This is a genomic window from Ralstonia sp. 25mfcol4.1, assembly GCF_900104095.1.
Classification (GTDB): Bacteria; Pseudomonadota; Gammaproteobacteria; order Burkholderiales; family Burkholderiaceae; genus Cupriavidus.
Genome location: NZ_FNJO01000006.1, coordinates 302,079 through 324,278, shown reverse-complemented (window position 1 = coordinate 324,278; position 22,200 = coordinate 302,079). Strand labels below are relative to the sequence as shown.

The 22,200-nt window shown below is 67.7% G+C and carries 22 protein-coding genes; 12 read left to right on the top strand and 10 right to left on the bottom strand.

Annotation, left to right across the window (positions count from 1 at the left end):
* The first annotated feature begins 197 nt into the window (after window positions 1–197).
* The 11 genes from BLQ58_RS13615 to BLQ58_RS13565 all read left to right on the top strand — a co-directional run bounded on the left by BLQ58_RS13615 (window position 198) and on the right by BLQ58_RS13565 (window position 11,857).
* A complete protein-coding gene (locus tag BLQ58_RS13615) occupies window positions 198–581 on the top strand; it encodes a nuclear transport factor 2 family protein (protein WP_092598690.1) in 384 nt (127 codons plus the stop codon).
* A 200-nt stretch (window positions 582–781) separates the two neighbouring features.
* Window positions 782–1,870 (top strand): substrate-binding domain-containing protein, encoded by a 1,089-nt coding sequence (locus tag BLQ58_RS13610; RefSeq protein WP_092598687.1) that lies wholly within the window; start codon window positions 782–784, stop codon window positions 1,868–1,870.
* 55 nt (window positions 1,871–1,925) lie between these two features.
* Window positions 1,926–2,960 (top strand): ABC transporter substrate-binding protein, encoded by a 1,035-nt coding sequence (locus tag BLQ58_RS13605; protein WP_092598684.1) that lies wholly within the window; start codon window positions 1,926–1,928, stop codon window positions 2,958–2,960.
* A 22-nt stretch (window positions 2,961–2,982) separates the two neighbouring features.
* On the top strand, window positions 2,983–3,801 hold the full coding sequence (locus BLQ58_RS13600; protein WP_092598681.1) for an ABC transporter permease: 819 nt from the start codon (window positions 2,983–2,985) through the stop codon (window positions 3,799–3,801).
* A 39-nt stretch (window positions 3,802–3,840) separates the two neighbouring features.
* A complete protein-coding gene (locus BLQ58_RS13595; RefSeq protein WP_092598678.1) occupies window positions 3,841–4,740 on the top strand; it encodes an ABC transporter permease in 900 nt (299 codons plus the stop codon).
* Window positions 4,733–5,791: an ABC transporter ATP-binding protein gene (locus BLQ58_RS13590; RefSeq protein WP_092598675.1), complete on the top strand. Its 1,059-nt coding sequence runs from the start codon at window positions 4,733–4,735 to the stop codon at window positions 5,789–5,791. Before BLQ58_RS13595 ends, BLQ58_RS13590 begins: the two co-directional genes overlap by 8 nt.
* Window positions 5,788–6,642, top strand: a complete 855-nt coding sequence (locus tag BLQ58_RS13585) for a phosphodiesterase (RefSeq protein ID WP_092598671.1) — start codon at window positions 5,788–5,790, stop codon at window positions 6,640–6,642. Before BLQ58_RS13590 ends, BLQ58_RS13585 begins: the two co-directional genes overlap by 4 nt.
* Before the next feature lie 112 nt (window positions 6,643–6,754).
* Window positions 6,755–7,450 (top strand): dipeptidase PepE, encoded by a 696-nt coding sequence (gene pepE, locus BLQ58_RS13580; protein ID WP_092598667.1) that lies wholly within the window; start codon window positions 6,755–6,757, stop codon window positions 7,448–7,450.
* Between the two features lie 271 nt (window positions 7,451–7,721).
* The gene (locus BLQ58_RS13575; RefSeq protein ID WP_092598664.1) at window positions 7,722–8,378 is read left to right on the top strand and encodes a response regulator; all 657 of its coding nucleotides are present in this window, start codon (window positions 7,722–7,724) and stop codon (window positions 8,376–8,378) included.
* 36 nt (window positions 8,379–8,414) lie between these two features.
* A complete protein-coding gene (locus tag BLQ58_RS13570; RefSeq protein WP_092598661.1) occupies window positions 8,415–10,172 on the top strand; it encodes an ATP-binding response regulator in 1,758 nt (585 codons plus the stop codon).
* Window positions 10,173–10,405: 233 nt separating this feature from the next.
* On the top strand, window positions 10,406–11,857 hold the full coding sequence (locus BLQ58_RS13565) for an aldehyde dehydrogenase family protein (RefSeq protein ID WP_092598658.1): 1,452 nt from the start codon (window positions 10,406–10,408) through the stop codon (window positions 11,855–11,857).
* 160 nt (window positions 11,858–12,017) lie between these two features.
* Here the strand turns inward: BLQ58_RS13565 and BLQ58_RS29145 are convergent, their stop codons facing one another.
* The gene (locus tag BLQ58_RS29145) at window positions 12,018–12,185 is read right to left on the bottom strand and encodes a hypothetical protein (protein WP_175459902.1); all 168 of its coding nucleotides are present in this window, start codon (window positions 12,183–12,185) and stop codon (window positions 12,018–12,020) included.
* Between the two features lie 349 nt (window positions 12,186–12,534).
* Between BLQ58_RS29145 and BLQ58_RS13560 the strand changes: the two genes are divergently transcribed.
* A complete protein-coding gene (locus tag BLQ58_RS13560) occupies window positions 12,535–13,017 on the top strand; it encodes a cupin domain-containing protein (RefSeq protein ID WP_092598655.1) in 483 nt (160 codons plus the stop codon).
* 24 nt (window positions 13,018–13,041) lie between these two features.
* Here BLQ58_RS13560 and BLQ58_RS13555 read toward each other — a convergent pair whose 3' ends face one another.
* The 9 genes from BLQ58_RS13555 to BLQ58_RS13515 all read right to left on the bottom strand — a co-directional run bounded on the left by BLQ58_RS13555 (window position 13,042) and on the right by BLQ58_RS13515 (window position 22,200).
* A complete protein-coding gene (locus tag BLQ58_RS13555) occupies window positions 13,042–14,313 on the bottom strand; it encodes an MFS transporter (RefSeq protein WP_092598652.1) in 1,272 nt (423 codons plus the stop codon).
* Between the two features lie 148 nt (window positions 14,314–14,461).
* Window positions 14,462–15,661 (bottom strand): acyl-CoA dehydrogenase family protein, encoded by a 1,200-nt coding sequence (locus tag BLQ58_RS13550; protein WP_092598649.1) that lies wholly within the window; start codon window positions 15,659–15,661, stop codon window positions 14,462–14,464.
* Window positions 15,662–15,680: 19 nt separating this feature from the next.
* On the bottom strand, window positions 15,681–16,796 hold the full coding sequence (locus BLQ58_RS13545) for an NADH:flavin oxidoreductase/NADH oxidase (protein ID WP_092598646.1): 1,116 nt from the start codon (window positions 16,794–16,796) through the stop codon (window positions 15,681–15,683).
* Between the two features lie 131 nt (window positions 16,797–16,927).
* The gene (locus tag BLQ58_RS13540; RefSeq protein WP_092598643.1) at window positions 16,928–18,442 is read right to left on the bottom strand and encodes a DUF1254 domain-containing protein; all 1,515 of its coding nucleotides are present in this window, start codon (window positions 18,440–18,442) and stop codon (window positions 16,928–16,930) included.
* A gap of 113 nt (window positions 18,443–18,555) precedes the next feature.
* Window positions 18,556–19,194 (bottom strand): CDP-alcohol phosphatidyltransferase family protein, encoded by a 639-nt coding sequence (locus BLQ58_RS13535; RefSeq protein WP_092598640.1) that lies wholly within the window; start codon window positions 19,192–19,194, stop codon window positions 18,556–18,558.
* A 68-nt stretch (window positions 19,195–19,262) separates the two neighbouring features.
* Complete coding sequence (locus BLQ58_RS13530) at window positions 19,263–19,553, bottom strand: antibiotic biosynthesis monooxygenase family protein (RefSeq protein WP_092598637.1); 291 nt, start codon at window positions 19,551–19,553, stop codon at window positions 19,263–19,265.
* A 115-nt stretch (window positions 19,554–19,668) separates the two neighbouring features.
* Window positions 19,669–20,130, bottom strand: a complete 462-nt coding sequence (locus BLQ58_RS13525) for a DUF2127 domain-containing protein (RefSeq protein WP_092598795.1) — start codon at window positions 20,128–20,130, stop codon at window positions 19,669–19,671.
* Between the two features lie 41 nt (window positions 20,131–20,171).
* The gene (locus BLQ58_RS13520; protein WP_092598635.1) at window positions 20,172–20,567 is read right to left on the bottom strand and encodes a hypothetical protein; all 396 of its coding nucleotides are present in this window, start codon (window positions 20,565–20,567) and stop codon (window positions 20,172–20,174) included.
* Between the two features lie 148 nt (window positions 20,568–20,715).
* Window positions 20,716–22,200, bottom strand: a complete 1,485-nt coding sequence (locus tag BLQ58_RS13515; protein WP_092598792.1) for an efflux transporter outer membrane subunit — start codon at window positions 22,198–22,200, stop codon at window positions 20,716–20,718.

The window sequence follows — 22,200 nt, the reverse complement described above, 5'->3', positions numbered from 1 at the left end:
GAATGCCGGTTTGACGTCCGACGCGCCGGTTGGTTGACCGCGCCACCCCGGCAGTCTGTTACGAAAATTTTCCCGCGCTGATGCCAGCCACCTTCCGAAGCTATTTTGCATACAATTTACGGATACAATGAACGGCGCCGCCGACCCGTGGCGCCCGCCCGGGCCCGGCCCAACCCAAATCAATACGGAGGACAGACATGACCGCACACGCCGCCACCTCGCAGCACATTCCCGCGCTGGCACCGCTGGAGCAGTATCTGGAGGCCCATCGCACAGGCAAGGCCGAGTACATCTTCCAGGCGTTCCACGCCGACGCCCGCATCATTTCGTTCCGCGACGGCGCGCTGCACTCGTTGACGGTGGACGAGTTCTCGAAGCGCTTCCAGGGCCAGCCGCAGCCCGACGAGGCCGAGCGCCGCCGCCATATCGCCAGCTTCGACGTGGTGGGCAACGCCGCCACGGCGAAGATCGTGCTGGACTACCCCGAGGTGACGTTCACCGACTATATGAACCTGCTGCAGATCGACGGCGTGTGGAAGATCGCCAACAAGACGTTCAGCGCGGCACCGAAGTCGAAGTAAGGCCGCCCGGCCAATCAGATTGCGCTTGCGCTGTCATCGGCCCGTCACAGAGCCCCGTGACAATGCGCGACGATGACAGGCGCGAGAGCCTGCGCTGCCCGTTTTGCGGCGGCGCAGCGCAAATTTTCCTTGACGCCTGCTTTTTCGGCACTTCAATGAAAACGTTTTCATCCTGAAGTGCGCCATCCGATGAGGAACGCATGCCAACATCCCGCCGCGCCGTCCTGCCGCCCCGCCTGGCTTCCGCCGAACCTGGCCAGGGGGTCACGCTGGCCGACGTGGCATTGGCCGCCAAGGTGTCGCTGGCCACTGCGTCGCGCGTCTTCAGCCATCCGCAGCTGGTGCGCGAAGCCACCGCCCAGCGCGTGCACGAGGCCGCGCGCCGGCTGTCGTTCCGCCCCAACCTGCTGGGCGCCAAGCTGCGCGCGCAACGCACCCGCATCGTCGGCGTCATGCTGCCCACGCTGGATAACGCGGTGTTTGCCGAATGCTGGCGCGGAATTGAAGAATCGGCCATGGAGGCAGGCTACTCCCTGATGCTGGTCACCAGCAACTACGATCCGGCCCGCGAACGCGAGCGTATCGAATACCTGTTGCGTCACCGCGTCGACGGCATGGTGCTGACCGTGGCCGACGCCTGCGACAGCACCGTGCTGGACCAGCTCGACCGCGAATCGGTGCCCTACGTGCTGGCTTACAACCAGGTGTCGCGCGACGCCATGCAGCGCGGCCGGCATTCGGTGTCGGTGGACAACCAGACCAGTGCCTGCGAGGGTGTCAACGCGCTGATCGCGGCGGGCCATCGGCGCATCGCGGTGATTTCGGGTGCCTTCACCGCGTCCGACCGCGCGCGCCAACGCTTTGCCGGCTATGCCGATGCCATGCGCGCCCACGGCCTGCCGGTACGCGAGCCGGTCAACCTGCCGTCCCACACGGCCAGCAACGCGCCCCAGATCCAGGCGTTGATGGCGCAGCCCGACGCCCCCACCGCGTTCTTCTGCACCAACGACCTGCTCGCCATCGGCGTGATTTCCGACCTCAAGCGCCTGGGCCTGCGCGTGCCGCGCGATGTCTCGGTGCTGGGCTACGACGGTATCGCCCTTGGCGCGCTCGTGGAGCCGCCGCTGGCCACCGTCGTCCAGCCCAATGCCGACATTGGCACGCGGGCCATCACGCAACTGCTGCACCGGCTCGATGTCGGCTCGGCCGGCGCCGACGGCAACGCCACGCTGCTGCCGCACGCATTACGTATCGAGGGCACCGTCAGCGCGCCCGCAGTTCCTGCCTGATCCGACCGACCACCGACTGACCGACTCACCGACCGACCTAACCAGGGAGCCTTACATGTCGACGCAATCCTTCTGGCGCCGTCCGCTGCGCTGGCTGGCCACCGCCGCCGCTGTCGCCACCACCTGTGCCGCCTTCAGCCAGGGCGCCGCCGCGCAGACCGCCATCTGCTACAACTGCCCGCCCGAATGGGCCGACTGGGCCGCGCAGATCCGCGCGATCAAGGAAAAGACCGGCGTCACCGTGCCGTTCGACAACAAGAACTCGGGCCAGTCGCTGGCACAGCTGGTGGCCGAAAAGGCCGCCCCGGTGGCCGACGTGACCTACCTGGGCGTGACCTTCGGCATCCAGGCCAAGGCCGACGGCGTGACCCAGCCGTACAAGCCGGCCCACTGGAACGACATCCCCGACGGCCTGAAAGATCCGCAAGGCAACTGGTTTGCGATCCATTCCGGCACGCTGGGCTTCATGGTCAACGTCGACGCGCTGCGCGGCAAGCCCGTGCCGCAGTCGTGGGCGGACCTGCTCAAGCCCGAATACAAGGGCCTGGTGGGCTACCTCGATCCGGCCAGCGCCTTTGTCGGCTATGTGGGCGCCGTGGCCGTGAACCAGGCCCTGGGCGGCTCGCTGGACAACTTCGGCCCGGCCTTCAAGTACTTCCGCGACCTGCAGAAGAACCAGCCCATCGTGCCGAAGCAGACCGCCTATGCGCGCGTGCTGTCCGGCGAGATCCCCATCCTGCTCGACTACGACTTCAACGCCTACCGCGCGAAGTACAAGGATCGCGCCAACGTGGCCTTCGTGATTCCGAAGGAAGGCACGCTGGTGGTGCCTTACGTGATGAGCCTGGTCAACAACGCGCCGCACGCTGCCGAAGGCCGCAAGGTGCTGGACTTCGTGCTGTCCGACCAGGGCCAGGCGCTGTGGGCCAACGCCTACCTGCGTCCGGTGCGCAACGTGCCGATGCCGGCCGACGTGCAGTCGCGCTTCCTGCCCGCCGCCGACTACGCCCGCGCCAAGCCGGTGGACTTCAGCAAGATGGCCCAGTCGCAGAAGGCCTTCAGCGACCAGTACCTGAAGGAAGTGCGCTAATCCACCGGCCCGCGCCCGCACCATGACCCAGCGATCTCCCGCCCTCTTCCTGTTCGCGCTGCCCGCGCTGCTCGTGTTCCTGGCGTTCTTCTGCCTGCCGATGGCGCGGCTGATCGAAGTCAGCCTGACCGGCCGCGACGGCGCGGGGGTCTACTGGACCGTGCTGACCAGTGCCCGCTATCTGCACAGCCTGATGGTGACCGTGGTGCTGTCCGCGCTGGTCACGCTGGCCACGCTGGTGATCGCCGGCATCGCCGGTACCTTCCTGCAGCGCCACCCGGTGCCGGGCAAGCCGGTGCTGGTGGCGATGCTGACCTTTCCGCTGGCGTTCCCGGGCGTGGTGATCGGCTTCATGGTCATCATGCTGGGGGGCCGCAACGGCCTGCTGGCCAGCATCGGCGATGTGCTCGCGGGCGAGCGATGGACCTTCGCCTACGGGCTGGCCGGCCTGTTCGTCGGCTATCTCTATTTCTCGATTCCGCGCGTGATCCTGACCGTGATGGCCGCCGTGGAAAAGCTCGACCCGTCGCTGGAGGAAGCGGCGCGCTCGCTGGGCGCCAGCCCGTGGCGCGTGGTGCGCGACGTGATGCTGCCCGCGCTGATGCCGGCCATGCTGTCCAGCGGGGCGATCTGCTTTGCCACCAGCATGGGCGCGTTCGGCACCGCCTTCACACTGGCCACGCAGCTCGACGTGCTGCCGCTGACGATCTACAACGAGTTCACCAACTACGCCAACTTCGGCATGGCCGCCGCGCTGTCGATCCTGCTTGGCGTGGTCACCTGGGCCCTGCTGGCGCTGGCGCGCTGGTATTCCGGCGACGCCGTCGCCGCCACCGCCTGAAACGCCGTCCGGTCAAACGCACATTGCCGAGGACTATCGATGACCGCCCTACCCCGCCGCGCCGGCTACTGGCTGCAACTGACGCTGACCCTGCTGGTCTGCGCCTTCATGACCGTGCCCGTGGTGCTGTCCGTGCTGGCCGGCCTGACCAATAACATCTTCGTTGGCCTGTCGAGCGGCCTCACCACACGCTGGCTCGAGGAAGTCTGGTCGCTCTATCGCAACACCATCTTCCTGTCGCTGGGCATCGCGCTGGCCTGCCTGGCCTGCACGCTGGTGATCGGCGTGCCCGCCGCGTACTACATGGCCCTGCGGCGCAACCGGGTGACGCGCCTGATCGAGGAACTGCTGATGCTGCCCGTGGCGCTGCCCGGGCTGGCCACCGCGCTGGGCCTGATCCTGCTCTACGGCAGCTGGCAAGGCCTGCGCACGAGCTGGGTGTTCATCCTGATCGGCCATGTGGTGTTCACGCTGCCGTTCATGGTGCGGGCGGTGCTGGCCATCCTGTCGGCCATCGATATCCGCACGCTGGAAGACGCCGCGGCGAGCCTGGGCGCCACGCGCCTGCAGCGATTCTTCACGGTGGTGCTGCCGAACTGCCGCCAGGGCATCCTGGCCGGCGCGCTGATGGTGGTGACGCTGTCGGTGGGCGAGTTCAACCTGACCTGGATGCTGCACACCCCCACCACGCAGACACTGCCCGTGGGCCTGGCCGACAGCTACGCGTCGATGCGGCTCCAAATCGGGTCGGCCTACACCATCGTGTTCTTCGTCATGATCATCCCGATGCTGGTGTTCATGCAGGCCGCCAGCGCGCTGGGGGCCCGCGCACGCCGCCATGCACCGGTGGCCGAACCCGCCCAGGACGCGCCCCTGGGCTTGCCACAGACCGTCCCCGCCCCCAACGCCTCCACCGTTCCAGGAAGCCGCCATGCATGAGCCCACCCCCATCCGCCTGCGCCAGTGCGCCAAGACGTTCGCAGACGGCACGCTGGCGCTGCAGCCGCTGGACCTGGATATCGGTGCCGGTGAAACCGTGGTGCTGCTGGGGCCGTCGGGCTGCGGCAAGACCACCACGCTGCGCATCATCGCCGGTCTGGAGCAGCCCGATGCCGGCGGCGAGGTGTGGTTTGGCGACACGCGCGTGACCGACCAGCCCATCGAGCAGCGCGGGGTGGGCATGGTGTTCCAGAACTACGCGCTGTTTCCGAACATGAGCGTGTCCGAGAACATCGCCTATGGTCTGCGCGTACGGCGCGTGGACAGCGCCGCGCGCCGCCGCCGCGTGGACGAGATGCTGGCGATGATGCACCTGGAGCCGTTTGCCGACCGCCGCATCGACCAGCTGTCCGGCGGGCAGCGCCAGCGTGTGGCGCTGGCGCGCGCCATCGCCGTGCAGCCGCGCGTGCTGCTGCTGGACGAGCCGCTGACCGCGCTCGATGCCAAGCTGCGCGATGCGCTGCGCGCCGACATCAACCAGCTGCTGCGCAGCCTGCATATCACGGCCGTGTACGTCACGCACGACCAGGCCGAAGCCATGGCGCTGGGCGACCGCATCATCGTGATGGACAAGGGCCGCATTGCCCAGGCCGGCACGCCGCAGGACATCTACCGCGCCCCGGCCAATGCGTTCGTGGCCGACTTCATCGGCACCATGAACCACCTGCCGGGCACGGCCGAGGCGGGCCGCTGGCGCGTGCCGGGCGGCACGGTGCCGATGGGGCCGCCCGACGATGCGCCGACGACATCGACCGCGCGCCTGATGTTCCGGCCCGAGGACGTGGCGCTGGTGCACGCCGACGATGCCCATGTGGAAGGCACGGTCGTCACCGCGCTGTTCCTGGGCAACCACACCCGCCTGCTGGTGGATGTGGGCGCCACCGCGCCGCTGATCGTCGACACCGCCCGCCGCGATGCCTGGGCCGCCGGCACGCGCGTGGGCCTGCGCATCGATACCCAACACCTGATCACGCTTTGCCAAGCCGTATGACCCTCGCAAACCCGGCGCCCTACCTGCTGGCGCAACTGACCGACCTGCACATCAAGGCCGGTGGCAAGCTGTCCTACCGCATGGTGGACACTGCCGGCGCGCTGCACTCGGCCATCGACACGCTGCTGGCGGCTCCGCAACTGCCCGATATGGTGGTGGTCACCGGCGACCTGGTCGACTTCGGCGATGTCCACGAATACCGCTTCCTGCGCGACATCCTGCAGCGCCTGCCGATGCCGGTGAAGCTGCTGCCCGGCAACCACGATCACCGCACGTCGCTGCGCCGCGTGTTTGCCGATCACGACTACCTGTTCGCCAACGGCGACGGCGAGGCGCCGGTGCACTACGCCATCGATGCCGGCCCGCTGCGGCTGGTGGGCTTCGACTGCACCGTGCCCGGCAAGCCCGGAGGCCGTGCCGAGCCCGACGGGCTGGCGTGGCTCGATGCCGCGCTGTCCGCCGCGCCGCAGCAGCCCACGCTGGTCATGCTGCACCATCCGCCGTTCCATACCGGCATCGGCCACATGGACGTGCAGGGGCTGGACAACGCGGCGGCCCTGGAAGCGGTCATCGCCCGGCATCCGCAGGTGGAACGCGTGATCTGCGGCCATCTGCACCGCCAGATCACGCGCCGCTTTGGCGGCACCGTCGCCATGACCGCGCCGGGCCCGGCGCACCAGGTGGCGCTGGACCTGGACCCGCAGGCGCCGTCGTGCTTCCGCATGGAGCCGCCGGGCTACCTGCTGCACTGGTGGCACCCGCAACACGGCCTGGTCACGCATCTGGCGGCCATTGGCGATCACGGGGCGCGGCACCCGTTCTTCGACGCGGACGGCAAGCTCATCGATTGACGGCAGCGGCGCACGCACCCGTGCGCGTGCCGCTGCCATTGGCGTACCATTGTCGGCTTCTTCCGATTTACGGACCAACGTTCCGCCAGGCGGAACTCTGCGACACCCCGACATGGACCTGCTTCTGCTCAGCAACTCGACCTCGGACGAGGGCTACCTCGTTCACGCTGCCCAAGCCATCGCCGAACTGGCCGATGGCCGTACCGACGCCCTGTTCGTGCCTTACGCGGGCGTGACGCGCGACTGGGACAGCTACGCCGCCCAGGTACGCGAGGCCTTCGCGCCGGTCGGCATCGCGGTGCAGTCGCTGCACGAGCAGGCCGATACCCTGGCCGCGGTCAACGCCGCCACGCTGATCGTGGTGGGTGGCGGCAATACCTTCCGCCTGCTGCAGGTGCTGCGCCAGCAAGGGCTGCTGGCGCCCATGGCTGCCCGCGTGCGGGGGGGCGCCGCGCGCTATATCGGCTGGAGCGCCGGGTCCAACCTGGCCACGCCGACCATCCGCACGACCAACGACATGCCGGTGGTGGACCCGGGCGGCTTCGATGCGCTCGGCCTGGTCCCGTTCCAGATCAACCCTCACTACTACAACCTGCAAATCGAAGGCTTCCGTGGCGAGACACGCGACCAGCGGCTGGCCGAATTCACCGCGCTGTCGCCGGACACCCCGGTGCTGGGCCTGCCCGAAGGCGACTGGGTGCGCGTGTCGGACGATAGCTGCGTGCTGCACGGGCCACATGCCGCGCGCTGGTTCCTCGATGCCACGACCTGGGACGTGGCCGCCGGTCCGCTGTCGATCCCGGTCTGACGCTTGGCTGACGCTGACGGCCGGCCCGGGTCCGGACAAAAAAATACCCGCAGCCGGGAGGAGCGGGTATCAGAAGTGGTATGGACAAGTCGCGGAATTCGTCCATGGGCAAAATGCTGGCACCGCCGCACTACGCTGCCAATAATCTTTCCGGACTAGAGGCCGATATCCATGGCGGGGGCCGCAGCCCCCAATGCTGGCGATGGACAACGCGCGTCGAATCCAGTCCAATCGATCCCCATGTCGCTCCCTGCACTTTGTGCGTGTTTCCATGTCGCGTGCCCGACTCCTGCTGATCGATGACCACACCCTGTTCCGCACGGGGCTGAAGCTGCTGCTGGCAGACAGCCCCAGCGTGGCGTCGATCATCGAGGCCGGATCGGTCATGGAGGCCGTGCAGGCCCACGCCAGCCAGCCCGTGGACATCCTGCTGCTGGACATCCAGATGCCGGGCCTGAACGGCATCGAAGGCATCAAGGTCCTGCGCCGGCACTTTGCCGCGGCGCGTATCGTGATCGTCTCGGGTACGTCGCATATCGACGCCATCCCGGCCGACTCGCGGCGCGAGATCGCCGGCTTCCTGCCGAAGTCCGCCGATGCGGGCGATATCGAACGCGCCATCGCCAGTTGCCTGTCGGGCGGCACGCATTTCCCGGCCGATGGCAGCGCCTATGGCCCCGGCGCGGGCAGACCGGCCGCCGGCCATGCTCCGGCCTACGAACCGAGCCAGCTCACGCCGCGCCAGCTGGAGGTGCTCACGCAACTGAGCCTGGGGCGATCGAACAAGGTCATTGCCTACCACCTGGGGCTGTCCGAAAACACCGTGCGCGTGCACGTGGCGGCCATCCTCGATCACCTTGGCGTGGTCAGCCGCGTGGAGGCCATCCTCGAAGCGCAGCGCCGCGGGCTGGTGCAGACGCATCGCTGACCGCGATTTCAACCCGCCCCCGCCTGCCGCGCGACCATGGCGTTGCCCTTTCTTCCGCACTACGACGAGCCGCGGCTGCTGTCCGCGCAGATGGAGCTGATCGACCAGAGCTTCGGCATGGCCATGCTGGGCTGTGCGCTGGCGGCCGTCATCCTGGGCACCGGGCTGTCGCTGACCGACGGCCACCCCGGCGCGCTGCCGTGGGCGGCGGCGATGGCGGTAGTCTGCGCCGCCGCCCACTTTGGCCGGCTGGCCGTTCCCGACCGGCTGACCGAGGCGCGTTCCGGCCTGTATGCACGCGGCATGACCGCGATGCTGGTGCTGATCGGCAGCCTGTGGGGCCTGGCGGGCTGGCTCTATCTCGATATCCGCTCTCCGGCCGTGGTGATCTGCGTGCTGTCGCTGATCGCCGGCATGAGCGCGGCGGCGCTGGCCGTGTTCTCGGCCTGCCTGCCCGTGGCGGTGGGCTTTTTCATCCCGGCCATCGTGCCGGTGTGGGCGGCATTTATCGTCACGCACGATATCGCCTACCTGCCGATGTTCCTGGCCACCCCGCTGTACCTGTTCGTGCTGATCGTGTTCGCGCGCAACTACTCGCGCATGGCGCGGCATTCGCTGACGCTGCGCTTCGAGAACGTGGAGCTGATCTCGCAGTTGCGCGACCAGACCGCTCGCGCCGGCCAGGCCCAGCGCGAGGCCGAGGAAGCCAACCGGGCCAAGTCGGTGTTCCTGGCGTCGGCCAGCCACGACCTGCGCCAGCCGCTGCATGCGTTGGGGCTGTTCCTGGTGTCGCTGGGCCGCACGCCGCTGGACGCGCGCCAGCGCCAGTTGCTTGACCATATCGAGGCATCGTCCGGTGCGGCGCGCGAAATGCTGAACACGCTGCTCGATTTTTCAAAGCTCGACGCCGGCGTGGTGACGTCGCGGCCACGGCCCTTCGCGCTGCAGCCGCTGCTGCACAAGCTCGAAAACGAGTTCGCCCCGCAAGCCAATGCGCGCGGGCTGGTCTATCGTACGCGAGATACCACGGCCACCGCCTTTGGCGATCCCACGCTGACCGAACTGATCCTGCGCAACCTGATCGCCAACGCCATCCGCTACACGCACACTGGCGGCGTGCTGGTGGCCTGCCGCAAGCGGCGTTTCCATGTGTCGGTCGAAGTCTGGGATACCGGCATCGGTATTCCCGTCACCCAGCATCGGGCGATTTTTCGCGAATTCCACCAGTTGGGCAATCCCGAACGCGACCAGCGCAAGGGGCTGGGCCTGGGGCTGGCCATCGTGGACGGCCTGGCGCGGACGATGCAGACGTCGGTGACACTGGCATCGGTACCGGACCGGGGCTCGGTGTTCCGTCTGCGGCTGCCGCTGGCGTGGACCGCGCCCGAGGAATCGATCCTGCCCGGCGCCGCCACGCGGCTGGACGGGGTGCGCGTGCTGGTGATCGACGACGATCCGGCCATCCGCGAAGCCATGTCGGGCCTGCTGACAGTCTGGAACTGCCCGAACCGCACCGCCGAAACCGAGGAAGAGGCGCTGGCCCTGCTTTCGGGCTTCGCGCCAGAGCTGATCCTGGCCGACTATCGCCTGCGCGGACATCGCACCGGGCTGGACGCCATAGCCACCATCCGCGAGCACACGGGCCGCGACCTGCCCGCCATCGTCATCACCGGCGATACCGCCGCCGACCGCCTGCGCAACGTCCACGCCGGCGGCACCGCCCTGCTGCATAAACCCGTGGTACCGGGCGAACTGCATGCCGCCATCGGCGCCCTGCTGCGCGACGCTGGCTGAAGCGGCGCCCGGGCTGCCCCGGTGCGTCGGCTGCGCTCCCCACCAAATGGAACCGTGTCGAACGATAAGCACATGCCTCATTCATGCATAAATCGTATGAATGAATCATTCCTATTAATTGGACTTAGGTCTGAGGCCCGCCCACACTCCAAACCAAAGCGGGCCTGATCGTTGTGATGCTTCGGCCACCGCGCCCGTCATTCCAGAACCATGACCCAAGCGAGGAGCCTGTTATGACCGCCTCACGTCCCGACTTGCCCCGGCATGACCTGCTGATCGACGGCAAGCGCCTGCCGCCAGGCACAGGCGATTACTCCACCAACATCAATCCGGCCACCGAAGCGCCCATTGCGCTGGTGGCGCAAGGCAGCGCCGCCGACGTGGATACCGCGGTCAAGGCCGCCCGCGCGGCGCTGAAAGGCTGGGCGGGCATGCGCGCGGCGGATCGTGCGCGCATCCTGAACCGTTTTGCCGACCTGCTCGAAGCCCATGCCGAAGAGCTTGTGACTTTGGAAAGCCAGGACGCCGGCAAGCCGCTGGCTTCCGTGCGCCGCCAGGACATGCCGGCCGTGATCGACACCGTGCGCTATTACGCCGGCTGGTGCGACAAGATCCACGGCAGCGTAATCCCGGCCCGCCCCGACGCGCTCACCTATACGGTGCGCGAACCCGTGGGCGTGGTGGCGGCCATCGTGCCGTGGAATTTCCCGCTGATGATCGGCATGTGGAAGATCGCCCCGGCGCTGGCCTGCGGCTGCACGCTGATCGTGAAGCCCGCCGAGATCACGCCCCTGACCGCCCTGCGGGTGGCCGAACTGGCGCTCGAAGCCGGCGTGCCGCCGGGCGTGTTCAACGTGGTGACCGGCAAGGGCAGCGTGGTCGGCGACGCCATGGTGGCGCATCCAGGCATCGACAAGGTGACCTTTACCGGATCGCCCGGTGTGGGGCGCGGCATCATGCAGGGCGCGGCGGCCAACTTCAAGCGCGTGACGCTGGAACTGGGCGGCAAGTCGGCCAATGTGATCTTTGCCGATGCCAACCTGGACGCCGCCACGCGCGCGGCCGCGTCAGGCATCTTCTTCAACGCGGGGCAGGTGTGCTCAGCCGGCTCCCGCATCCTGGCGCAGCGGCAGGTGTATGACGAAGTGGTGGAACGGCTGTCGGCGCGCGCCCGGGCCGTCCGCGTGGGCGATCCGGCCGCGCCGGATACCACCATGGGCCCCGTGGTCTCGGCCGCGCAGATGAAGACCGTGCTCGACTACGTCGACATCGGCAAGCAGGAAGGTGCCAGCGCTGTGACAGGCGGCGTCCGCGTGGGCGAGCGCGGCTTCTTCGTCGAGCCCACCGTGTTTGCCAACGTGGCGCATGAGATGCGGATTTCGCAGGAGGAAATCTTCGGCCCGGTGGCCAGCGTGATCCCGTTCGACGATGAGGAAGACGCCGTGCGCATTGCCAACGGCACCGCGTTCAGCCTGGCTGCGGGCGTGTGGAGCGCGGACATCCAGCGCGTGCACAAGGTGGCCGGCGAACTGCGTGCCGGCACGGTCTGGATCAACACCTACGGGTACACCGACGTGCGCCTGCCGTGGGGCGGCGCGGGAGACTCCGGCCTGGGCCGCGAGCATGGCGACGCAGCCATCGAGAACTTCACGGAACCGAAGGCGATCTGGTTGTCGCTGCGCTAGGCGTCGTCGGGCATGGCCGCCAGGGCGGCCTGCGCAATGCCGAATCCCCGCCATGGCCCGGCGGGGCTTTCAACGCTCGCGACGGCGATCCGCCCATCAGCCCATCAGCCCATCAGCCCATCAGCCCATCAGCCCATCAGCCCATCAGCCCATCAGCCCATCAGCCGATCATGCGCATCGGCAGCAGCGCATACACGAGCGTCAACACGCCCACGATGGCTGGCGACACGTACTTCAGCGCGAGGCTCTGCGACTGCACGCCCAGATAGGCGTACATGCAGACAAGGATCATGGCGCAGGCAAAGACGAGCCCGTCATAGACTTGCATGGTTGGTGTCTCCCAGAGTTCGTTCTTCGACTACTTCTGTGATGACGGGCGTGCTTTCGGGGCGCCCGGGTACTGCCCACTGCAATCTATTTGCGCCGATGGTCGCGCCATCGATGGGGCGCGGCAATCATGGTAATCCCTTCGTTATGGGCGTTTGAACGATGCTGCAGCGCGGGATGCCGGGCGATATCGATACCGCCTTGCGCGGCTGCGGAAGTCAAGGAGGAAAGTCCCGATCCCCGGACCGTGGCGCGGGATGCCGATCCCGGTGAGACAATGCTCCGCGGCATGGCCGGCGAGCCGTGTTGCCGCAGCGCCATGACCGCCAATACAAAAAAGGGAGACAACCATGCATCGACTTGCCGTTCTGGCCGCTGTCCCGGCCGCTTTCGCTGCCACTTTTGCTGCCGGCTTCCTGACGGCTCACGTGGACCTGCCCGTGGCGCACGCGCAGACGCCGCCGTCCGCGCTGACGCCGCTCATCATCAAGAACCTGGCCGCGATGAGCAACGACGACATCGGCCCGCAGGTGCCCAACATGGGCACGCTGCGCACCAAGGGGCTGGTAAACACGCCGAGCGGCACGATTGCCGTGCAGTCGGGCAATGTGCCCAAGCACTATCACACCAGTGCCGACGAGATCCAGTATGTGATCGCGGGCACCGGCACGTTCTGGCTCGGCAATGAACAACACCAGGTGGGGCCCGGCGACCTCATCATCATTCCGAAGGGTGCGGCGCACGCAGGCTCGATCGCGTCGAGCGGCGAGTTCAGGTCCCTGGCCATCAAGCTGCCACCACAGGCCCCGAACGATACCCACCTGCTGCCCTGACAGCGGCTCAGGGCCGGGCCCGGATCAACTGCGGGCCTCGCCCTGCCCTGCGGCGGTGTCTGCCGGTAGCAGCAGCACCACCAGCGCCGTACAGGCGGCGATGCAGGCCATCGCCAGAAAGAGCGAGGCAAAGCTCGACGCCTTGACAACCGGGCCCAGCAGCCACACCGCCAGCGAGCTGATGCCGAACGACACCGCCAGGCGCATGCCGGCGACGCGCGATCGCACGCTGTCGTCGACGTAGCGCACGATCATCGCGTCGGTGAACGGGATGCTGCCGAAGATGCACACCATGGCGCCCAACAGCGCCGCGAACAGCCACCAGCCCTGCGCATGGGCGGCAAGGACCAGCCACGGGATCTGCGCCAGCACCAGGCACAGGTACAGCCGCTTGAGCGGCACCGTGTCGATCAGCTTGCCGACGATCACCTGCGTGAACGACGCCAGCGTGTAGATCACGGCCAGCAGCAGGCCGATCATGACCGGGTCGTCGATCCGCCCGTCGAACCGTTCGGTCAGGAACTGGGTGTTGCCATTGGTGGTGAAGTTGAACAGCAGGCTGCCGGTCACGGCGGCCGCCGTCATCACGACCAGCGCCCGGGCCAGCAGCCGGGGCGGCAAGACCACCTGCGGCGGCTTGCGGCTGCGCCCCGGCGCCGGCCCTTGCGGCGCGCAGAGCCACGCAAAGGCAAATCCGCAGCCGATGGCGATGACGCCGGGCACGGCAAACGCCGCCCGCCAGCCCCAGGCCTGGACCAGAAATCCCGTGAGCAGCGCGGCGCCGGCCACGCCGAGGTTGCCGGCAAGGCCATTGAGCCCGATGGCCGAACCCGGCCGGCTCGCGCGCTGCACGAGCATCGGAATGCCCACCGGGTGATAGATCGATGCAAACAGCCCGATCAGGGCCAGGCCGCCCGCCAGTTGCCAGGGGCCCTGCGCCAGCGCGGTCAGCAGCGCCGCCCCGCCGAGCCCGAAGAAGAACACCAGCATCATCTGGCGGCGACCCCACATGTCGCCCAGGCGGCCCGACGGCACCGAGCCGAGCCCAAACAGGAAGAACGCCCCCACGCCGTAGGGCATCAGGTCTTCCCAGCGGGCGAATCCGAACTCCGACGCGATAGTGCCCACCGCCGTGGCAAAGATCAGCAGGAACAGATGGTCCAGCGCATGGCCGACATTGAGCAGCAGGACCACACGCAGCGGGTGATTTTCGGTGGCCGACTGGGCCGCCTGGGCCGCGTGCGGTGCCTCGGTAGCCGTTTCAGCCGTCCGCGCTGGCGAAAGCTCGGTGTTCATTGGGTGTCTCCCCCGGGTTCATTCCCGGTCTTCTGAACACCGTAGTCTGCCGGATGCCGAAGGCGCCGGCTTTCGCGTTTCCTGCGACGAACCTCGCGAAAGGGACACCTGGCCCCGTCGCCCCCGGCAGCCGCCGGCGCGTCATTGGTCAGCCATGGATGCCCGGCGGCGCCAGCGTGTCGCGCTTGATCTTCTTGGCCAGCGACCACTTGTGCACTTCGGTCGGGCCGTCGTAAATGCGGAATGCCCGAAGCTCACGGAATGCCTGCTCGACGATGGTGTCGCGGGACACACCGTTGCCGCCCAGGATCTGCACGCAGCGGTCCGCCACCCGGAACAGCGCCTCCGACACGGCGACCTTGGCCATCGAGCTTTCGGCGGTGGCCAGCGACCCGGCATCGAGCACGCCCGCGCACCAGTCGATCGCCAGCGCGGCCTGCTGCAGGTCGATCAGGTTGTCGGCCAGCATGAACCCGACGCCCTCGTGGTCGATCAGCAGCTTGCCGAACGCCTTGCGCGTGGTGGCATAGCCGCGTGCAATCTCGTCGGCGCGGGCCACCGTGCCAAACCAGCGCATGCAGTGCGACAGCCGCGCCGGTGACAGCCGCACCTGCGCATACCGGAAACCCTCGTCGACTTCGCCAAGCACCTGGTCAGCCGGCACCCGCAGGTTGTCGATCACCACCTGGGCGTGGCCGCCCGGCATGGAGCTGTCGATCGTATCCAGCACGCGCTCGGTGCGGATCGCCGGATGTGGCAGGTCGACCAGGAACATGGTGGCCTGTGCGCGCTCGCCACCGTCGTCGCTACGCGCCATCACGATGCCCACCCGGGCGCCTTCCGCCCCCGTGATGAACTTCTTGCGGCCGTTGATCACCCAGTCGTTACCGTCCCGCACGGCCCGCGTCTGCAGCATCGACGGGTCCGAGCCGGCGCCGCCGTCTTCGGCCGGCTCGGTCATGAAAAATGCCGAGCGCGCCTCGCCACGCACCAGCGGGTCCAGAAACCGCGCCTTCTGCGCGGGCGTCGCCACCTTGCCGAGCAGGAACATGTTGCCCTCGTCGGGTGCCATGGTGTTGACCGCAACCGGCCCAAGCGGCGACAGGCCCGACCGCTTGAGCACCGCAGCCGTCTCCAGCTGGCTGAGATGCGAGCCGTCGGCAAGAATGTGCGGCGTCATCACGCCGGCAGCCCGCGCCAGGGTGCGCAGCTCTTCCACCAGTTCGGCGGTCGGACCGTGGGCTTCGCAGCGCGCATCCTGCTCGTACGGCGCTACCACATCGCGCACGAATCGTTCGACGCGGTCCGCGATCTCGCGGCTTCTTTCGGTCGGGCAAGCAGTGAACATGTTCGGCTCCGCGCGGCGCTTACCGCTGCCCGAAATGCGCGCTGCGGAACAGGTGCTCCAGCCCGCGCGGCTGCGAGCGCCAGTACTGCTTCGGCGCGTCGACCTGTGCGCCAAGCTTTGCCGCCGCATGCCACGGCCAGCGCGGGTCGTACAGCATGGCGCGCGCAATCGAGATCATGTCGGCCTCGTTATTGGCGATGATCGCTTCTGCCTGCTCCGGCTCGGTAATCAGGCCCACGGCCAGCGTGGGCAGGCCCACTTCGGCCTTCACGCGCTGGGCATAGGGCACCTGATAGCCCGGCCCCAGCTTGATGGCCTGCTGCGGCGACACCCCGCCGGTGCTCACGTGCACGGCCGCGCAGCCGCGGGCCTTGAGCGCGTGCGACAACGCGATCGTGCCGTCGATGTCCCAGCCGTTCGGCACCCAGTCGGTGGCCGACACCCGCATCCACACCGGACGCTCGGCCGGAAACGCCTCGCGCACGGCGTCGAACACTTCCAGCGGAAACCGCATGCGGTTCTCCAGGCTGCCGCCATACTCGTCGGTGCGGTGGTTGGCGATCGGGGACAGGAACTGGTGCAACAGGTAGCCGTGTGCACCGTGTACCTCGATGCCCTCCACGCCGATCCGTGCCGCACGTTTGGCCGCGGCCACGAAATCGTCGCGAATCTTCTGCATGCCGGTGCGGTCGAGCGCCGTGGGCGCCACCTCGTCGGCCGCATGGGGAACGGCCGACGGCGCCACGGTCTGCCAGCCGTTCGGGGCATCGGGACGAATCTGCGCGCCGCCTTCCCACGGGGCCTGGCTCGACGCCTTGCGGCCCGCGTGGCCCAGCTGCACCGCCACGGCAATCGGCGAATAGCGGCGCACCGCATCGAGCACGCGGCCCAGCGCCGCTTCATTGGCGTCGCTGTAGAGGCCGAGGTCGGCCGGCGAGATGCGGCCTTCCGGAGACACCGCCGTGGCCTCCACAATCATCAGGCCCGCACCAGACAGCGCCAGGCTGCCCAGGTGGATCATGTGCCAGTCGGTGGCCGAACCCTCTTCCGCCGAGTACTGGCACATGGGCGCGATGGCGAGGCGGTTGGAGAGCGCAAGATTGCCGATCTGATACGGATCGAAGAGATGAGACATGGGGAGTTTCCTTGGAGTCCACGGGCGCTCCCTGCGCGGGAGCGGGCAACGTCCCGGAGGATTGTAGACGCCGCCCGCAAACCTTGCTGACCCTGCCTCCGTCGTGGAATCTCCCGCCTGGCAGCCTGGGCTTACGAGGCCTCGACGATGTCGTCGAGCTTCCACTGCTTGTCGAACCACGGCTGCAGCGGGCCGTAGAGCCGGAAGATCGTGAACCAGCTCTTGCCCGGAATGGTCTGGATCCAGTTGGCCTGCCTGCCGGCGGGCGGCTGCGGGCCGAAGTAAAGGTCGGCAGAGCCGTCGGCATTCTTCACCAGCGATTTCTCGCTGGACAGGCTCGGGAACTGCTGGTCCGTCTGCAGCATCGAGCGGGTCTGCGTGTCGTACACCACCACCGACCAGAAATCCTTGACCGGCACGTTGGGCGGCACGTGCAGGCGATAGGTCTTGGCCCCATCCAGCGGGTTGCCGGCGGCGTCGAGGTTCGATGCCGCGTACTGCGAGCCGATGCCGGGCATCGCCACGGCCATCGCGGGCGTGTCGATCGTGGCGGCGTAGAAGAACAGCGTGCGCGCGTCGAAGTTGCGGGCGCCATTGTCCAGCCATTCATAGCTGCCGCCGATGAACGGCGTGGTCCAGCGGCGGTCCGGGAAGATCAGCGTGCGCGGGTCGCGATTGCGGAAGTCGATGGCACGGGCCGTTGCGTTGCCCACCGCCACGCTGTCGGTCAGGATCTGCTTCATGCGTGCATCGGGCGCGAACGGCTTGCCCTTCTGCATGCCGATGGCAGCCAAGATGCCAGTCATGTCGGGCCCGTACGCGCCGGCCGGCTCTTCCTGGATGATCTGGTTGACCTCTTCGTAGAAGCTGAAGTCGTTGGCGTGGACGGTATTCATGACCTTGCCCGACAGGTTGATGAACTTCGTCTCCGGCGGCCGTGCCGCATCAGCCAGCCGGTAGACCCTGAGCCCGGCCTTCAGGCTTGCCACGCCGGGACGCGGGTCGCCATGCTGCATGAACGCCCGGCCGAACAGCAGGTTGCCGTACGTGGGGCTCTTGACGATGTAGTAGCCGCTGGCCGGCAGCTGGCCGGTGTAGCCGGGCGGCACGAACAGGTACTTGCCGCCCTTGCCCTTGTCCGGCCCTGCGTTGCCCATGTCCGTGACATAGCGGAACCAGAAATCGTCAACCACGCCGAGGATGTTCGGCGGGGTTTCCACCACCACCGGGCCGTCCTTGAGATCCATCCAGTTCCAGAAATAGATGGTCTCGCTGTTCGGCGTCAGGTAGATCGACTTCGAATCCATCAGCTGCTCGTACACGCCCACGGTGCTGTCCACCGCGCCCACGCTGCGCAAGCCAGTGCGGATGGCGACCATCGACGCACCGGGTACGCCATTCAGGAACGCCTCGACCCCGCGCGCGAAATCGATGTTGTCAAAGACCTTCCGGGCCGTCGCGGCCGTCGGCACGCCGTCGAAAAACTCCAGCCTGCCAATGCGGGTATCGACCGACGCCGGCGTGGTGATCTGGGGCGGGATCGGCGTGGTCATCCTGTAGGAAGACGGCGCCTGGGACGCACACCCGGCAAGCCCGGCGGCAAGCAGCGTCAGGCAGCCCAGCCTGGTGGCAACGGAATTCGGCATGAAGACGGCTCCTCGAGGGTTCGGATACGCGCCGAACATAGCGCAGCCGCCTCCAGGCGTCGATTCAAAGTCTTCGCAGCCGTTTTAAAAGATTTCGACGCAGAATAGCCGGGTCAGAACTTCGGAATCCGCAGCGTCTTGCTGATCATCAGCGAGCCGCTCAGCACAAACAGCAGCGACATCGGGTGGAACGTGCCGGGGCCGATGGCCATCGCGCCGGCTGGCAGGGCGTCGCCGATCAGGCCATGCGAGGCGCACCAGGCCAGAATGCCGGTGAGTACCACGCTGGTGGGAATGGGCGTGCCTTCGAAGTATTTGACCTTGCCCAGGGCCGAGCCTTCGGCCAGGGTCTCGGCCGTGACGTTGAAGCGGGCCAGGCGGCTGACGCCGCAGCAGACGAAGTACATCAGCGCGGCCAGGTCCCAGCCGCCGCGCATGCCGGCCGCAAACGCCAGGGTGGCCGGACCGACGCCGAACGAGATGATGTCCGACAGCGAATCCAGTTCACGGCCCAGCGCCGAATGGGCGTGGCGCCAGCGGGCGATGCGCCCGTCCAGCACATCGAAGATGAACGCGGCCGGCGCCAGCGCCGCCGCGATATAGAAATGCCTGAGCGACGGTTCGGCGACGAAATACATCGCGTAGAACACCGAACCCATGCCGCACGCCGCGTTGGCCAGCGTGAAGAAATCCGCCAGCTGCAGGTCGCGCAGCATCGAAAAATGCCGGGGGCGCTGCTGAGGTGTCGACATGCGGCGGGCTCCTTTGGCGCATCGGCGCCTGCGTCACGTGCGTGGGCGGTCAGTCGCGATCGGGCCGCTCAGAGCACCGTGTTGACGTGATGAACGGCCGGCGGCGCGGCAAAGCAGTCGCTGACCAGCTTGCGCCATTCCTGGAATTCGTCCGACTCGCGGAAATGAACCATATGGTCTTCCACGGTCTCCCAGGCCACCACCAGCGTGTACTGCGACGGCTGTTCGATCGACCGCTGCAGATTCAGGCCGTGGCAGCCCTTCGACCGCAGGAACAGCGGCTTGGCCTTGGCCACGTTGGCTTCGAACTGCGCTTCCATGCCGGGCTTGATCGTGATCTGTGCAATTTCGTGAATCATGATGGGTCTCTAGGGCGGTTGATATCGGTGGCTGTCTGACAGCACCGCGTGGCAGGACGGCCGCACGCCAGGCGCGCGGCATCGCGTCTACCTTAGCAGATTTGCGCCGCCCGGCTTACTTGACCGTGTGGCGTGCCAGGCTTTGCACGAGGTAGACCACCACCAGCGCGTTGGCCGCCGCCAGCCCCACATGGATCCACGTGGGATGCCGCACCGCCTCGTACAGCTCCACCGGAATGTAGATCCCGCCGGACCAGACGCCGAGCCAGTTGCCCCAGGCACGCCCACGCCACAGCCCGTAGGCCTCGGCGAAGCGCATCAGCGCGTACACCGCGGCCGACCCGCCGATGGCCCACAGCCGGCCGTCGCTGGGATTGGACAGCAGTGCCAGGAACACCTTCGGATAGTGGCTGGCGGGATTCAGGTGGAAACGGCCGACAATGGCTTCGGCCAGCGCCTGTGCATCGGCGTGCAGCAACGCCACCAGGCCAAGCCCGGCCAGGATCACCAGGGCGCCCTTGGCGGCTTCGAACAGGGCAATGCTCTTGAGGCCAACTGCGGGGCTGACGTGCGCCATGACGAGTTCGTGAAAATCAGCGAAGTCGCCATTGTGCAACATCAACGTGCGTGGCGCTCCACCATCGGCCCGTTGGCGTCGATGCCGCCGCCCGCCTCAAGCGGCCCGTTGACCGTCAGCGGGCCGTCGACATAGAGATCGCCGTGCACCACCATCGATCCCTGCACGGTCAGCGGCCCATGAAAGACCTTGAGCAGCGACCGCTCCATCGGCGGCGGATACCCGCGCCCAGGCGACGCGAACCACGCAGCGGTGAGCGGGCCGTTGGCGTAGACATGGCCATCCACGCTCAAGGTGCCGTTCACCGTGGCCGGCCCTTTCACCCGTGCGGAACCGCCCACGGCGATGGAACCGGTAACGGACTGGCCGGTGCAGACGACGGGCAGCAAGGTGCCGAGCAGGACAACCGCGACGGCCATCCGGCGAAGGATTCGCATATCGGCCCTCCCTAAAACAGAACTGGCGCGATATTTCCAGTGTAGTGACCTGGAAACATCGCGCCAGCCATGTTTGTGACCGATTGTGTTTACCACCCTCCCCCGCTTGCGGGAGAGGGCGACACCCACAGCGGCAGGCGAAGCTGCCTCAGTTCTTCGCCACGGCCTCCGGCAACGGACCCCAGCCACCGCCCAGGCTGCGCACCAGCGACACCGTCGCCGCGGCGCGCAGGCCGGCCACCGCGTTGGCATCGCGCTGCGACTGCAGCACGGTGCGGTCCGCGTCGATCACCGTCAGGTAATCGACGGCGCCGGCATCGTAGCGGCTGCGCGAGATGCGCTGTGCCCGCCTGGCGCCGGCCAGTGCGCCGTCGAGCGCCGTGGCCTGCTGGCTGAGCCAGCGCACATCGGCCAGGCTGTCTTCGACCTCGCGGAAGGCCACCAGCACGGTCTGCTGGTAACGGGCCACGCTTTCCTCGTGGGCGGCGCGGGCGCCGGCCAGGTTCGAGCTGTTGCGGCCACCATCAAAGATGGTTTGCGCCACCGTCGTGCCCACCAGCGGCCCGAGCATCCATGTCCGCGACGACCACTTGAACAGGTTCGACAGATCCGACGACTCGAAGCCGAACAGCGCCGTCAGCGAGATGCGCGGGAAGAACGCGGCCTTTGCAATGCCGATCCGCGCATTGGCGGCCGCCATCTGGCGCTCCGCCGCAGCGATGTCGGGACGGCGCTCCAGCAGTTCCGACGGCAGCCCCGCCGGCACCGCCACCGGCGCCGTGTCGAACGGCCTGGCGGCCAGCCCGAACTGCGAAGGGGCCACGCCGGTCAGCACCGCCAGCGCGTGTTCCTGGTTGGCGCGGCGACGCTCGATGCTGGCCAGGTCGGCACGCGCCGTGCCCAGTTCCGATTCGGCGCGGGCCGGGTCCAGGTCGGTCGTCTCGCCTGCCTCGTAGCGCTTGCGCAGCAGCGACAGCGAATCCTCGCGCAACTTGATCGTCGCGTTCAGCAGCTCACGGTCGCTATCAAGCGTACGAAGGGCGAAGTATGCCTGCGCCACATCGGCTTGCAGCGCGAGCTGCACCGAGCGGTACAGGTCCTCGGCGCCCTTCTCTTCGGCGCGGGCAGCATTCACGCTGCTGGCCACGCGACCGAACAGGTCGAGCTCGTAGTTGGCGAACAGCCGCGCCTTGTACACGGTCTGCGGCGATACGCGCGTGCCGTCCGGCAGGCCCTGCGACGCGGCCGACGGCTGCGTACGCGTCGGGTCGAAACCCGCGCTCAGCTGCGGATACAGGTCCGCCTCGGTGGCGCCGGTGAAGGCCCGCGCCTGCTTCAGGCGGGCCGCGGCTGCGGCCAGGTCCTGGTTATGGGCGTTGGCGGCGTCGATCAGGCGGTCCAGCTCGGCGTCGCCGAACACGCGCCACCAGTCGCCGCGTTGCTGGCCTTCGGCCGGCGTGGCGGTCTTCCACTGCGCGCCCTCGGTAGCGGCCGCATCGGCTTCCTTGAAGGTGGCGGCGGTGGGCGTCTCGGGCACCTTGTAGGTCGGTGCCAGCGAGCAGCCGGCCAGCACCAGCGCGGCGGCCAGGGCGCCAAGCCTGGGCAGGTACTGCTTCATCACGATGTTGTTCAT

What these genes read in the sequence shown, in the direction of transcription:
- BLQ58_RS13555 (WP_092598652.1), bottom strand. Translation starts at nt 14,313, where the DNA reads ATGAACACCGAGCTTTCGCCAGCGCGGACGGCTGAAACGGCTACCGAG.
- BLQ58_RS13600 (WP_092598681.1), top strand. Translation starts at nt 2,983, where the DNA reads ATGACCCAGCGATCTCCCGCCCTCTTCCTGTTCGCGCTGCCCGCGCTG.
- BLQ58_RS13540 (WP_092598643.1), bottom strand. Translation starts at nt 18,442, where the DNA reads ATGCCGAATTCCGTTGCCACCAGGCTGGGCTGCCTGACGCTGCTTGCC.
- BLQ58_RS13525 (WP_092598795.1), bottom strand. Translation starts at nt 20,130, where the DNA reads ATGGCGCACGTCAGCCCCGCAGTTGGCCTCAAGAGCATTGCCCTGTTC.
- BLQ58_RS13590 (WP_092598675.1), top strand. Translation starts at nt 4,733, where the DNA reads ATGCATGAGCCCACCCCCATCCGCCTGCGCCAGTGCGCCAAGACGTTC.
- BLQ58_RS13610 (WP_092598687.1), top strand. Translation starts at nt 782, where the DNA reads ATGCCAACATCCCGCCGCGCCGTCCTGCCGCCCCGCCTGGCTTCCGCC.
- BLQ58_RS13535 (WP_092598640.1), bottom strand. Translation starts at nt 19,194, where the DNA reads ATGTCGACACCTCAGCAGCGCCCCCGGCATTTTTCGATGCTGCGCGAC.
- BLQ58_RS13575 (WP_092598664.1), top strand. Translation starts at nt 7,722, where the DNA reads ATGTCGCGTGCCCGACTCCTGCTGATCGATGACCACACCCTGTTCCGC.
- BLQ58_RS13605 (WP_092598684.1), top strand. Translation starts at nt 1,926, where the DNA reads ATGTCGACGCAATCCTTCTGGCGCCGTCCGCTGCGCTGGCTGGCCACC.
- BLQ58_RS13520 (WP_092598635.1), bottom strand. Translation starts at nt 20,567, where the DNA reads ATGCGAATCCTTCGCCGGATGGCCGTCGCGGTTGTCCTGCTCGGCACC.
- BLQ58_RS13530 (WP_092598637.1), bottom strand. Translation starts at nt 19,553, where the DNA reads ATGATTCACGAAATTGCACAGATCACGATCAAGCCCGGCATGGAAGCG.
- BLQ58_RS13615 (WP_092598690.1), top strand. Translation starts at nt 198, where the DNA reads ATGACCGCACACGCCGCCACCTCGCAGCACATTCCCGCGCTGGCACCG.
- BLQ58_RS13545 (WP_092598646.1), bottom strand. Translation starts at nt 16,796, where the DNA reads ATGTCTCATCTCTTCGATCCGTATCAGATCGGCAATCTTGCGCTCTCC.
- BLQ58_RS13515 (WP_092598792.1), bottom strand. Translation starts at nt 22,200, where the DNA reads ATGAACAACATCGTGATGAAGCAGTACCTGCCCAGGCTTGGCGCCCTG.
- BLQ58_RS29145 (WP_175459902.1), bottom strand. Translation starts at nt 12,185, where the DNA reads ATGCAAGTCTATGACGGGCTCGTCTTTGCCTGCGCCATGATCCTTGTC.
- BLQ58_RS13550 (WP_092598649.1), bottom strand. Translation starts at nt 15,661, where the DNA reads ATGTTCACTGCTTGCCCGACCGAAAGAAGCCGCGAGATCGCGGACCGC.
- BLQ58_RS13585 (WP_092598671.1), top strand. Translation starts at nt 5,788, where the DNA reads ATGACCCTCGCAAACCCGGCGCCCTACCTGCTGGCGCAACTGACCGAC.
- BLQ58_RS13565 (WP_092598658.1), top strand. Translation starts at nt 10,406, where the DNA reads ATGACCGCCTCACGTCCCGACTTGCCCCGGCATGACCTGCTGATCGAC.
- BLQ58_RS13560 (WP_092598655.1), top strand. Translation starts at nt 12,535, where the DNA reads ATGCATCGACTTGCCGTTCTGGCCGCTGTCCCGGCCGCTTTCGCTGCC.
- pepE (WP_092598667.1), top strand. Translation starts at nt 6,755, where the DNA reads ATGGACCTGCTTCTGCTCAGCAACTCGACCTCGGACGAGGGCTACCTC.
- BLQ58_RS13595 (WP_092598678.1), top strand. Translation starts at nt 3,841, where the DNA reads ATGACCGCCCTACCCCGCCGCGCCGGCTACTGGCTGCAACTGACGCTG.
- BLQ58_RS13570 (WP_092598661.1), top strand. Translation starts at nt 8,415, where the DNA reads ATGGCGTTGCCCTTTCTTCCGCACTACGACGAGCCGCGGCTGCTGTCC.